Source organism: Wolbachia endosymbiont (group B) of Pammene fasciana (genome assembly GCF_947251495.1).
In the GTDB taxonomy this organism is placed as follows: domain Bacteria; phylum Pseudomonadota; class Alphaproteobacteria; order Rickettsiales; family Anaplasmataceae; genus Wolbachia.
This window is the reverse complement of the sequence record NZ_OX366360.1, coordinates 865,054-877,744: the sequence shown is the minus strand read 5'-3', so window position 1 is coordinate 877,744 and position 12,691 is coordinate 865,054. Positions and strand designations below refer to the sequence as shown.

The following is a 12,691-nucleotide window of genomic DNA, read 5'->3' as shown; positions in this document are numbered from 1 at the left end:
ATTTGTTAGATGTGCAAAGGAAGATCTTTTTCACTTATCTGCTCAATAGATTCTACAGAATATTCAGAATATAGAAAGTAAGCCAGGTTCAAAACGCACAGTGTAATTAATATCGGTAACCCTATGTTTAATGTTAGACCGATACTTTTCCCTTTTTCTGTTGGCACCAATTCCTTTAAAATTGACACTTTTCCCAGCGGCAAGTGCCATAGGCAGAGTGCTGATATAGAAGCTGCTACTAAAAATAGACAAAAATAAGTCTCTTTTGAAGAAAATACAGTTTTTAATGGTGATTTGAGCCTAATATTAGTAGGCAATGGAGTTTTAGCTTCATTTGTTTTTGGTAAATGGTCTACAGCTTTGCTTGGTAAAATTTCATGAGAAACATTTTTAGGCTGTGGAGAAGGTTGTATAGGAATGCCCGAAACTAATTTGAGCAATTGCACTTTTTTTCTATATACTTGCTTTTGTAAGTATTCTTTACCTAGAGGTGAGTTATTAGGAGGTTGTGGCCTTTTGAGTACCTCTAGCACTTCTGATATTTTATCTGGTTCTAATACTTCATGTAATTGTTTATCTTGAAAGTAAACAATATTAAACACTGAGTTGAAAATATTGTGAAATATTTCTGGATCTTGATTTTTGTATCCATTCATCACTTCAATAAATATTTCATCGAGTTTTTTTTCCTTGTGCTCAGCCAAATTATCTATCATAGCTACTCTAGCATCAAATTGATCTTGTTTTATGGTTGATTGTTTTTCTTCTCTCAGTGATTCTTTAGCCTGCTGTTCGGATTCCTTTTTTCTATTATCCTTAAAATAATCTGTGTGCGACCTGGTTTGACCTATATCCCGCTCTGTTTCTTGAGGGACTAAATTTCCTATACTACCCTCTGTTATCCGAGTGGCTGACACTGGTTCTTTCTCTTCTTGGTCAAGTGCTGGAATAACACCAGGTGGCATATTGTTACTCTGTATAGAAAATTTGGGCAGTTGTGGGAAAAAGAATTGTGCCGTATTAAAAAAATTGAATGGCTGAAAAAGAGACCTAAACCAGGAAATATTTTCATGCATTGCAGCAACAATTACTGGTGCACGTGTAATTTGCTTTCTGTTACTTGCTATATTGTAGCCAAACGAACCTTGCACAATTTGTTTATCTTGCGTGTTTCTTTTTTCAATCACATTTTCGTTTTTATTTTCAGTTTCTTCTATTTGTAATGTATCTTGACTTTGCTCCTCACTTTTGGCTTTTTCTACATGTTTTAGCTGCTTATTCAAGAATATCTCGATTTGTTGCAAGCTATTGAGGTTGATGTTTTTAACGTTTGTTTGTAGCGTTATCGTTATGCCCTGCATGAGGATTTGAATTGGAGCATTATTTATGAATTCTTCTACAGTTTTATTAGCTTTATGGTAGTTATTATATAATTCTTCACTTTCTTTTGCTACTTTTATATTGGCTGTGAAGTTTTTCTCCTGAGAAAGGCTGGTTTCAAAAAAGTCAATCAAATGTTTTATTTGAGGTAATATTGTATTAGGGTTTACCTCTGTCAGCAGTTTGATCTTAAATGAAAACTCTTGTGTGTCACTTGTAACACTTCTTGAGCGAATAGTGCTGATTTCTACTACTTCATCGGAAAATACTTTGCCTATCTCTTTAGATTTATCTTTGAAAAATTTAGGTAAATCTTCTACCTCATATTTTTTCTCAGCTCCAACTTTGGTGAGATTTTTTTCTGTGTCTTGAGCTTTATTTTTAAATAAATTCTTTGCTTGTTTCTGCAGTGTGGTATTAAGGTTAGTAACATCTTCCTTTATGTTTTCACAATCTTTTTTAAAGGACTTAGAGAAATCTTCTATTTCATGTGTTACCTTATTTTGAATTTCGGAAGCTGCTGTATGTATGGTTTTTTTAGCCTTATCCATAAAAGACTTAAATGAATTTTTTTTTTGCTCCCACGGAGTTGTGGTATCATTACTGTGCATGTTTCTAATTTTTTAATTTATTAATATAATATTAACAAAAAAAATATAATTAGTCAATAAATTAATAATTATAGCACCCTTGCATAACAGCGGCGTGTTGGATTCAATAAGAGCAGAAAAAGTTACTTTACAAATCTCATCAATCTTCTTATCATAACAATAAGAGTGTTTATCCTTGTTTATAATCTCTGCAGATTTAACAACAAAATTCAGTAAAAAACTCAGGTATATATTGGCAGATTACATAAAATTATAGCGGCTGCATGTCTTTTTTATTTTTTCTACATTCAGCCAAAACGCGCTTTAAATAAGCGTTAGCACATTATTACAATGCCGATTTACATTATTATAGGGTTAAAACTCACTACTGGGGGATTCTTTTGCCTTTTTTTTGCTTGGTAAATTTCTTAATATTTTGGATTAGTTAGGAGTCCTATAGAGATGTCATTCCAGCACTTCTTATTACCTGTTCTGGATCCCAGTGGGCTTTGTTGCACAGCTCTTCGGATAGTGGGTAATGTATAATAAATTCATGAAGCTATATCAAACTTAGCCATGCCTATTTCAGTAAATTTGTTAAGCAAATAACACTTGAGTAGCAGTTCCTTCTCACGATTAATCTCAGATTTATTCCTAAAACTAAATCCAAATATTTGCTTCAGTCGCGAGAAAAAACTTTCTATATAAGATCTCTTCCAATAATTTATCTCTTTTTTCCACCTCTTCATACCATCTTCATCATATGACTTTATGAGCTTGATTGTAGAATTTCTCTCATTCATATAATCCAACTTTGGATGCTCTACTGCATTATTTTGCGGAGGAATCCTTGTCTTTATGTCAAGCTCATCGCACAGTTTGTATAACTTCTTTCGATTATATGCCCTATCTGCATATATCGTGCTTATGTTATACTTGGTATCCACTCTTTCAATAAGATCACAGGCTCCATAGTGGTCGGAATAAACTCCACTACTGTATTTTGCAGCTATAACTTTTTTACTACCTATCTCTAGCATTACATGTAGCTTTCTTGTTTGCTCATAGCGGCGATACTTTCTATCTGTACCATTTGCCTTACTATGGCCTGGAATATTATTGTAGATGCTGATACCTGTACTATCTATAGCAATTTCAATATCTTCCATATCGTTCTTATCAACTCTGCAGTCGTTGATTTTGATATTAAGCTTTTTAAACCTTCTTGAAGCCTGCGAATAGCTGATAATTTGCAAAATTTTCCCTATTTGCTCAAGATATTTCTCTATAAATCCCACTGTTTGCCTAAGACCAATCCTGAATAGATAGGTTATTATGTGAATTAGAATCACTACTTTGTCGCTGTAGACATTGTTGCCACCTGCTACTTTTGGACTATTTTCGTACCAATTTTCAATGGCATCGTTGATATAATGAAAAACATTTCCCCTTTCTTGAAGAAATTTGTTATATTCATTGCAGTTACTGACTTTCATTCTTATTGGCATATTTTTCCTTTGTCGGCTAAATATCTATTTTATAACAAATTCCATCAGTAACTGCCTGTTCTTTCCTTGAGTGGTGCAACAAAGCCATCCCAGTGTCAGCTACTTGGATGACAAGAAGGAGAGCACTGGGATGACACCTTTTTATCCAAATAGTTTTATTGATGATATTAAAGATTGCACTATAATGAAAGTTTAAGCTAGCGTTTTTAAGGTGAATAAAGAGCTAATAAGTGAAATACCTTTACTTGAAGATAAGGCAGTTTCTGAGATTGAAAATGCTGCTTCTTTGCAGGATTTAGAAAAAGTTAGGTTGTCATACTTGGGGAGAAAGGGTGTAGTAAAAGCTTATTTCGATGACTTAAAGAATATAGATGATGCAGGAGAAAAACGCGACCTAGGTGCAGTGATTAATGTTTTACGCAATAAGATAGACCAGCTTATAACAAGCAAAGAAAATGAACTAAAAGATAAAGAAGTTAAGTTAAAACTGCAAAATGAAGCAGTTGATATCACACTGCCTGTCAGACCAGAAAGAATTGGCAAGATTCATCCACTGAGCAAAGTTATAAGTGAAGTAAAGCTCATTTTTGCACATATGGGCTTCAAAGCAGTTGATGGTCCTGATATTGAAGATGAATTTCACGTGTTTGATGCGCTAAATACTCCAAGTCATCATCCTGCTCGAGAAGAGCAAGATACTTTCTACTTAAAGAATAAAATAAACGATAAAAGAATGGTGCTGCGCACTCATACCTCATCTGTGCAGATTAGAACTATGGAAAAGACAAAAACTTTTCCAATTAAAATAGTGGCTGCAGGCAGGGTATACAGAAATGACTTTGATGCAACTCACACTCCTATGTTTCATCAGATAGAAGGGCTTTATGTTAATGAAAATGTCAATATGGGCCAATTAAAATTTACTATTCATCGCTTCCTTAGTAAATTTTTCGGAGATAAAGGTCTAAGAATACGCTTTCGTAATAGTTTTTTCCCTTTTACTGAACCTTCTGCGGAAGTGGACATAAGCTATAAAGATAGTAAATGGATTGAAGTACTTGGATGTGGTATGGTGCATCCAAATGTCTTTAAAAATGTTGGAATAGACCATACTAAATACAGTGGCTTTGCATTTGGGATTGGTATAGAAAGGCTAGCAATGCTGAAATATCAAATTAGTGATCTAAGGAGCTTTTACGACAATAGAGTTAGTTGGCTCAACCATTATGGTTTTCATTTTTCGTCTTTAAGATAAGTGACAAATAAATCTTATACATTTGTTGTACTTGCTGCTGGGCATAGTGAACGAATGAATTCAAGCTTGCCTAAGGTTCTGCACAAAATAGGTAATTTCTCCATGCTTGAGCATGTCATTTACAATGCAAAGCAGCTGAATCCTGAAAAAATAGTTATTGTAGTCGATTTGCCTTTAACTCAAAGGCTGAAATGCTTTGAGGGTATAAAACTAATTACACAAGAGTCAACGCTCGGCACGGGAGATGCAGTCAAAATTGCAATGAGGAACCTGAAAGAATTGTCAGATATAGTTGTTGTGCAGTATGGGGATACTCCACTAATAAAAAGCAGCACAATAACTAAAATGATAAGCTGCTTAGGAGAGAGCAATGCTTTAGTTTGTCTTGGGTTTAAAACTAATAATAAAGGATACGGTAGACTAATTATTGAGAACGGTTCCCTAAGAGAAATCGTAGAAGCACAAAATGGTAGAAATAATGATGAGGAATTTCTTGCTAATGCCGGAATAATGGTTGCACGTGAAAAGAATCTACGTGAATTGGTGGAGAAAATAGAGTGTAATAACCAAGCTCATGAATATTACTTGACCGATATCGTTGCCATTGCAGTAAAGAGTAATTTAAATGTCGGCTATGTTATTGCTGATGAGGAGGAGGCAACTGGCATAAATAATAGGAATGACCTTGCAACGGCCGAGTTTTACTTTCAAGAAGAAAAAAGAAAGTTTTTCACTAACTCTGGAGTAACGCTTGTTGCTCCAGAAACTGTTTTCTTCTCTCTTGATACGCAAATTGGTATGGATTCGATTGTTTACCCATACGTTTTTTTTGGTCCTGGAGTAAAAATAGGATCTGGTGTTAGGGTTGGTCCATTTGCCAAATGTGAAAATACAACAATAGGTGATGGTGCAATCATAGGTAATTTTGTTGAAACAAAAGCAAGTGATATAGGTATAAATACTAAGATAAAGCATTTAAGTTATATAGGAAATACTCAGGTAGGGCAGGGGAGTAACATAGGTGCAGGTACCGTTATTTGTAATTATGATGGGAAAAAGAAACATAGAACAAATATTGGAAGCAATTGTTTTATTGGTGCCAATAGTTCATTAATTGCACCGCTTAATGTTCATGATGACTCTCTAGTTGCAGCAGGTAGCGTTGTAGTCAAAGATGTGCCAAAGGGAAGTCTGGCAATTGCAAGAGAAAGACAAATAACAAAAAAAATAAAATAATTCCAATTTTTTACTTGCAATTTATACTATTTTTAATATTTATATGCTTGTATATGCATATATTAATCTTTGGAGGATAAAAATGAAAAAGTTACTTACTTTGTTGGCTTGCTGTTCTTTGTCAGCACCGTCTTTTGGAGTTGATTGGGTTAAAGATAGAACCTACACCTCTTCGTCATATGGCATGCTTGGTGTTAATTATGATCTTGGCTATCATTGTACAGATAGCATTAAAATTTCATTTGGTCCTGCAGTTAAACTTGTTATGAGTGAAGGGATTTTAGACGCGGGACTTATGACAAAGCTTCATTATCATTATAAATTTGAAAATACAGATATTACTCCTTATGTTACTTTTGGTATAGGAGGAGTTGCTAAAATTCCTCTTTCAGAAAATCAAGGGCCAGACGTAGAAGAATTTTTTTCTTATCAAATAGGTTCTGGTATTAATCTTCCACTTTCTGAGAGAACAAGTGTTTTTGCTGGCTACAAGCTGCAGAAGTTTCATGAACTTTCGCATGGGGTTGAATTTGGAATGAGTTTTAATTTGTAAGCTCCGATTGAATGTTTTTAGTGAAGTCTGGTTTGAATTTTTGTTGAAAAAAAGCAAGTGATATAGGCTAAAATGATGATTGCAGTAGGTAACAAAATGTGACAAAGAGAAGTTTGGCAATTGCGAGAGAAAGGCAAGTAGCTAAGAAAGTGATTCCGATTTTATTATATAAGTTATATAATTTTAACTTTTCTGTGAGTATATATGCGTATATTCATGGTTAGAGGGTAAAAATGAAAAAATTACTTACTTTAGTAGTCTGCTGTTCTCTGTCAGCACCGTCTTTTGGAGTTGATTGGATTAGAGATAGAATCTATACTTCGTCGTCATATGGCAATCTTGGTGTTAATTATGATCTTGGCTATCATTATACAGATAGCATAAAAATTTCAGCTGGTCCTGTAGTCAAATCTGTTTTGTTTGGAGGATCTTTGGCAGAGTTAGGATTCATGGCAAAGCTTCATTATAATCATCAATTTGAAAGTACGGATATTACTCCTTATATTACTTTTGGTGTAGGAGGTGGAGCTAAAGTATCTCAACCAGCACAGCAAGATCAACAGCCAGACGTAGAAAAGTTTTTTTCCTACCAGATAGGTGCTGGTATTAATCTTCCACTTTCTGAGAGAACGAATGTTTTCGCTGGCTATAAACTTCACAAGTTCAGTAATTTTTCTCATGGGTTTGAACTTGGAATGAGTTTTAATTTATAAGCTCCGATTGAATGTTTTTAGTGAAAGCTTGAGTTTTTATTAACGTCGTAAAGTTTTCATGAGACTAAGAGAATTTGAGAGTAGTCAAGTTTTAAAACTTGACTACTCTCCACGAGGAAAAGCAGATAAAGGTAGAAGTATTTCATGTTTTTATTTATATTGACAGTATGTGTGACATCATTTACGATTAGTGTTAATAACAATAATTGATATTTGTCATGTTTGCAGTAATCGAAACTGGTGGAAAGCAGTATTTAGTAAAAAAAGGCAGCATAATTAAAGTAGAAAGATTACAAGCTGAAGAAAAAGAGGAAGTGGAAATCAATAAAGTGATTTGTGTTTCAAACAATGGCTTATCTTGTTCATCTAATGCTGTTGTTAAAGCTGAAGTACTGGAGCAGTGTAGAGATAAAAAAATTATAATCTTTAAGAAAAAGAGAAGAAAAAATTACCGTAGGAAAAATGGTCATAGGCAGTATATTACTGTTCTTCGTATCAATGAAATTAGTCTTCAAAAGTAAGAGGTAAGATATGGCAACTAAAAAATCAGGTGGTAGTTCCTGTAATGGTAGAGATTCGGCAGGGCGTCGGCTCGGGATAAAGAAGAATGGTGAGGTTATTCCAGGTAACATAATTGTACGTCAAAGAGGTACAAAATTTCATCCTGGAAAGAATGTTGGTATGGGTAAAGATCATACGATTTTTGCTAAAACGAAAGGCTGGGTGAGTTTTAGAAAATCAGCAAATAAAAAGACGTTTATTGATGTTGTGCCTACAGATGATATGCAAGCCTTGGCTTGAATAGATACGGGTCTGTAGCTCAGGTGGTTAGAGCGCACGCCTGATAAGCGTGAGGTCGGAGGTTCAACTCTTCCCAGACCCACCATTTAAATTTGCAATAGTTTTGATATCGTGTAATTAAGCGATGGTTTTACATAAGAATTCAGTAACCAGTGAATCAGTAGCAGCCGGTCATCCAGACAAAGTAGCAGACCAGATTTCAGATGCAATACTTGACGAATACCTTTTTAATGACTCTTCCTCTCGTACTGCAATAGAGACTTTAGTTACTAAAGATAATGTTATTATAGCTGGGGAAGTATTTGGGCTGAACATTGAAAATAGCAAGATTGAAAGTATTGTACGGAATACAATAAAAGATATTGGTTATGAGCATGATGGTTTCCACTGGGAAACAGTGAAAGTAAATATATTACTACATGAACAATCAAATGACATTGCAATAGGTGTGGATCAAGGTGCTGGGGATCAGGGCATAATGTATGGCTATGCAACAATAGAGACAGAAAGCCTCATGCCAGCACCCATTTTTTATGCACACTCGATTCTGAGAAATATCATGAGTATGGTCAAAGGGGTAAAGCTTGGTCCGGATGCAAAATCGCAAATCACTTTGGCGTATGAGAATAACCTTCCAGTGCGTGCTGAAAGTATTGTTGTTTCAATACAGCATCTTGAGGATCTGAGTCAATCGAAAGTGAAGGAAATAATTTATCCTTACATAGCTTCATCTTTACCTGAAGGGTGGATGTGCCCTAAAGAAAATCTCTTAGTCAATCCAACAGGTAGATTTGTTATTGGTGGACCAGTTGGTGATTGTGGATTAACCGGACGAAAAATTATGGTTGATACTTATGGAGGCTATATTCCACACGGTGGAGGAGCGTTTTCTGGAAAAGATGCAACAAAAGTTGATAGATCCGCAGCTTATATGGCGAGATACCTTGCTAAAAATATTGTCTTTGCAGGTTTAGCTGAACGTTGTCTTGTGCAGCTTTCTTATGCAATTGGTGTCTCAAAACCTACTTCATTTTACATTGATACATTTGGCACGAATACAATAGATGAAGAGAGGATTAAAGGGTTTATTGAAGGTAACATAGATTTATCAACTAAAGGCATAATAAGACATTTATCACTTAATCGTCCTATATATAAACGTACAGCCTGCTATGGGCATTTTGGTAAAAAGTTAGAAAGTGATGGTGGATTTTCTTGGGAAGGTGTGGACTTATCTACTGATTTTTGTAAAGAATTTAATATAGAAGAAGAAAAGAGAGAATTTCTTTAAACTATTAAACTCTTTTATTTCTAGCTTGATACTGATATAATAACTTATTATAAATTGTAAGTAACTTTTTAGTAACTATACTAGTTTTAATATTTATGAGGCTTACAAGATGTCCAACAAACCAAAAGAAGAATTTTATGATATTGCTATAAAAGAATCATCTGATCTTATTGAAGAAATAAAAGAACATCCTTTCAATGTTGAATTGATAAACAATACGCTAGATTATGAAAAGTTCAAAATTTATCTTCAGCAGGATTTTTTATATTTAGTGGACTGTACTCGTGCTTTATTGATTATTGCAGCTAAAGTTGATGACATTGAAATAATGGGCAGTTTGGTTAATGTAGCAGGGGGAACATTTGCGGTTCGAAAGCAGTATACTGAATATTTTGAGACTTGTGATTTATCCGATAATCATAAAAAATCAAAATCTTGTTCTGCTTTTACTGATTTTTTTATGCGTGCTGCATATCATAATTCTGTTGCTGAAGCTTTAGCAGCGTCTTATCCTTGTTTTAATATATACCAAATTATTATAAATCATATGGTAGGAGAGGTTATGCCTAAAAAAGTTGAAGATCACAGATATCAAGGGTGGATTGATATCTATAATAACACAGTAATGAATGCTACGATTAATCAAGTTACTGACGTTGCAAATAATCTATATGCAAAGGCTGGTGATTGTGAGAGGAAAAAGATGCGTGAGTTTTTTAAGAGAGGTCTAGAGCTAGAAATAATGTTTTGGGATGAGATGTATTCTCTAGCATAATCTGTAGTATTAACACTAAATTATATTCTAGTTTATGTGATGTTTAGTGGTATAATTAAGAGTTATTATGGGTCAAATCTTTTAAAGGATATTATTGAGCATCCTTTCAATGTTGAATTAGCAAATAATACTTTAAACATAGAAAACTTCAAATTTTATATACAACAAGATGCATTCTTTTTAGCTGATTATGTTCGTACTGTTTTAATGACTGCATCAAAAATGGAGAGTTGTAATAACATTGTTCCATTGATTGGGGTGGCTAAAGGAGGAATAGAGATTATGAGAGTGTTATACGACCACTACTTTACTGTATACTCCATAAATCGTGGAGAAAAGTCGCTTGAATGTTTCAATTTTACTAACTTTCTTTTGTCTACTTCGTATAGCGACATTTATGAAGCTGTAACAGTTCTTTACTCTTGCCATTTTATATATAAAATTATTGTTGATAATATGAGAAATAAAATTAAAAAAAATAATAGATATAAGGATTGGTTTGATTTTTTTGGCGGTAGTTTGATGGAATCTGGATGTGTTGCTTTGGAAGATATTGTTGACGAGTATTGTAACAAAGCAAGGGAAAGTGAAAGAACCAGAATGCTTGAATTATTTAAAATAACTGCACAATTTGAGTTAGACTTTTGGAATAGCGCATATAATTTTTCAAAATTTGATCAAGATTTTAAGAAATATTGACAATTTTAAGCTAATTTGTATGCTTGATATGTATTTTTGAAGGTGATATGAAAAGTAAAGAACATGATTTTCATTTAGTGGACCCAAGTCCCTGGCCAATTGCTATATCAGCAGCAATTCTTGTTCTTGCACTTGGATTAGTTGGTACACTCCATAAACAAATTTCTGGAATATTTGGTTTAGTTTTGGGAATCTCTGCGGTATCAGGAGTGCTGTTTTATTGGTGGAGAGATGTAATAAGAGAAGCAATTTATGATAAATGCCATACTGCCATTGTAAAACATGGACTCAAGCTTGCAATGTACTTATTTATCCTCTCGGAAGTTGTGTTTTTTATAGCGTTCTTTTGTTCATTCTTTAAAGCCTGGCTTGATCCGGTTTTTTTATTTGAAGCGTTTTCTCCTACAAAAAAAGTTGAATGGCCCCCTGAAGGGATTTTACCACCGGATCCGTGGTCGTTACCATTTATGAATACACTAATATTATTACTTTCTGGTACAACGATTACTTCAGCACATCATTTTTTACTTGAAAATGATCAAAAGAGCATGATTAAAATGCTGTCTATAACTATATTGCTTGGGATGTTCTTTATAATAGTGCAAGCAATTGAGTATTATGAAGCAAGTTTTTCTCTACAAGAAGCGGGAGAGAAACTTATCTATACATCCAACTTTTACATGATTACTGGTTTTCATTGTGTACATGTTATAATAGGGATAATATTCTTGTCAGTATGTTTATTTAGAGCTCGAAAAAATCAGATTACACCTCAAGATCATTTATGTTTTGAGTTTGCTTCTTGGTATTGGCACTTCGTTGATGTAGTTTGGATATTTTTATTTTTGTTTGTTTATTGGCTCAGCATTTATTAAGTGATTAAGATAATAGGTCTAGATCCAGGAATAAGCAAAACTGGTTGGGCAATTATCAATCTGGAAGAAAAAAATAGTATTGAATTTTTGGGTGGTGGTGCCATATCAACTGATAGTAAGTTGGGTACAGGTGAGCGTTTACATATAATTTTTGAAGAATTAAAGAAAGTAATTTCTCTATACTCTCCAAATGAAGCTGCAGTAGAGAAAATTTTTGTTAATAAGAACCCAAAATCTTCGCTAACTTTAGGATATGCAAGAGCGATTGCAATTTTAATATTACGAATGACGGATTTACCCATGAATGAATATGATGCAAACTATATAAAAAAGAGCATTACTGGAAATGGTCATGCTGATAAGGATCAGATTATATTTATGGTGAAGCAAATAGTTAAAAACTTAAATATAAAATGTCATCATACTGCTGATGCTCTTGCTACAGCAATTTGTCATGCTTATACGAGAAGTTCTTGTTTTATTGAATAGTTTTACATGAATTCAGTTGAAAAAACTATTTGATGGTATTTATCTTATCTAACGTTCGTTGCAGAATAATACATGCAGCAATTTTATCATCTATTTTTTTTGATTTTGTGATTGATATTCCAGTAATTTTTAGTGCGTGAGTTGCAAGAGATGTTGATAGACTTTCGTCTTGTAGGTATATGTGTACTTTACATTTTTTTATTATTTTATTTGCAAACTGGATTATTGCTTTACACCATTCAGTCTCTTGGTCATCTATTTTGAATGGTAGTCCTATTACCATTGATCCAGCTTCATTTTCTTTAAGCACTCTATTTAGATAACCTAAATCTTTGCTCATATTTCTTCTATAATATATACTATGAGCTGTAGCTATAAGCTGTGTTTTATCACTAAATGCTATGCCTATTTGTTTTTCTCCCATATCAAGGCACATTATACGTTTATCTCTTGGAATAGACTTTAGAAATTCATCTGGATTTCTATGTAGCATCTATGAAAACATAACTTTTGTACAATTGTATTT

The 12,691-nt window shown here is 33.7% G+C and carries 14 protein-coding genes and 1 tRNA gene; 12 read left to right on the top strand and 3 right to left on the bottom strand.

Going from position 1 to position 12,691, the window contains the following annotated elements; genetic code table 11:
• Positions 1–5 precede the first annotated feature (5 nt).
• Both OPR29_RS04145 and OPR29_RS04140 read right to left on the bottom strand, forming a co-directional pair.
• Positions 6–1,991: a hypothetical protein gene (locus OPR29_RS04145; RefSeq protein ID WP_265025105.1), complete on the bottom strand. Its 1,986-nt coding sequence runs from the start codon at positions 1,989–1,991 to the stop codon at positions 6–8.
• A 530-nt stretch (positions 1,992–2,521) separates the two neighbouring features.
• Entirely contained in the window at positions 2,522–3,478 is a 957-nt protein-coding gene (locus OPR29_RS04140; protein ID WP_213863789.1) for an IS5 family transposase, read from the bottom strand.
• A 211-nt stretch (positions 3,479–3,689) separates the two neighbouring features.
• Between OPR29_RS04140 and pheS the strand changes: the two genes are divergently transcribed.
• The 12 genes from pheS (at position 3,690) to ruvC (ending at position 12,165) form a co-directional block, all read left to right on the top strand.
• A complete protein-coding gene (gene pheS, locus OPR29_RS04135; protein ID WP_265025104.1) occupies positions 3,690–4,733 on the top strand; it encodes a phenylalanine--tRNA ligase subunit alpha in 1,044 nt (347 codons plus the stop codon).
• Positions 4,734–5,969 (top strand): NTP transferase domain-containing protein, encoded by a 1,236-nt coding sequence (locus OPR29_RS04130; RefSeq protein ID WP_019236908.1) that lies wholly within the window; start codon positions 4,734–4,736, stop codon positions 5,967–5,969.
• 82 nt (positions 5,970–6,051) lie between these two features.
• Positions 6,052–6,522, top strand: coding sequence for a P44/Msp2 family outer membrane protein (locus OPR29_RS04125; protein WP_052264904.1), 471 nt, complete (start codon positions 6,052–6,054; stop codon positions 6,520–6,522).
• Between the two features lie 233 nt (positions 6,523–6,755).
• Positions 6,756–7,235 carry an acyloxyacyl hydrolase gene (locus tag OPR29_RS04120; RefSeq protein ID WP_265025103.1) on the top strand — a complete coding sequence of 160 codons (480 nt, stop codon included), beginning with the start codon at positions 6,756–6,758 and terminating at the stop codon, positions 7,233–7,235.
• A gap of 218 nt (positions 7,236–7,453) precedes the next feature.
• A complete protein-coding gene (rplU, locus tag OPR29_RS04115) occupies positions 7,454–7,756 on the top strand; it encodes a 50S ribosomal protein L21 (RefSeq protein ID WP_007302510.1) in 303 nt (100 codons plus the stop codon).
• 10 nt (positions 7,757–7,766) lie between these two features.
• The gene (gene rpmA, locus OPR29_RS04110) at positions 7,767–8,036 is read left to right on the top strand and encodes a 50S ribosomal protein L27 (RefSeq protein WP_006012184.1); all 270 of its coding nucleotides are present in this window, start codon (positions 7,767–7,769) and stop codon (positions 8,034–8,036) included.
• Positions 8,037–8,044: 8 nt separating this feature from the next.
• A tRNA-Ile gene (locus tag OPR29_RS04105) sits at positions 8,045–8,121 on the top strand.
• Positions 8,122–8,160: 39 nt separating this feature from the next.
• Positions 8,161–9,327 (top strand): methionine adenosyltransferase, encoded by a 1,167-nt coding sequence (gene metK / locus OPR29_RS04100; RefSeq protein WP_265025102.1) that lies wholly within the window; start codon positions 8,161–8,163, stop codon positions 9,325–9,327.
• 109 nt (positions 9,328–9,436) lie between these two features.
• A complete protein-coding gene (locus OPR29_RS04095) occupies positions 9,437–10,102 on the top strand; it encodes a TenA family protein (protein ID WP_265025101.1) in 666 nt (221 codons plus the stop codon).
• Positions 10,103–10,141: 39 nt separating this feature from the next.
• Positions 10,142–10,801: a TenA family protein gene (locus OPR29_RS04090; protein ID WP_007302513.1), complete on the top strand. Its 660-nt coding sequence runs from the start codon at positions 10,142–10,144 to the stop codon at positions 10,799–10,801.
• Positions 10,802–10,848: 47 nt separating this feature from the next.
• Positions 10,849–11,676, top strand: coding sequence for a cytochrome c oxidase subunit 3 (locus OPR29_RS04085; protein ID WP_019236912.1), 828 nt, complete (start codon positions 10,849–10,851; stop codon positions 11,674–11,676).
• Positions 11,677–12,165: a crossover junction endodeoxyribonuclease RuvC gene (gene ruvC / locus OPR29_RS04080; RefSeq protein ID WP_019236913.1), complete on the top strand. Its 489-nt coding sequence runs from the start codon at positions 11,677–11,679 to the stop codon at positions 12,163–12,165.
• A 25-nt stretch (positions 12,166–12,190) separates the two neighbouring features.
• Here ruvC and ruvX read toward each other — a convergent pair whose 3' ends face one another.
• Positions 12,191–12,658, bottom strand: a complete 468-nt coding sequence (gene ruvX / locus OPR29_RS04075; RefSeq protein ID WP_143689150.1) for a Holliday junction resolvase RuvX — start codon at positions 12,656–12,658, stop codon at positions 12,191–12,193.
• Between the last annotated feature and the right edge of the window lie 33 nt (positions 12,659–12,691).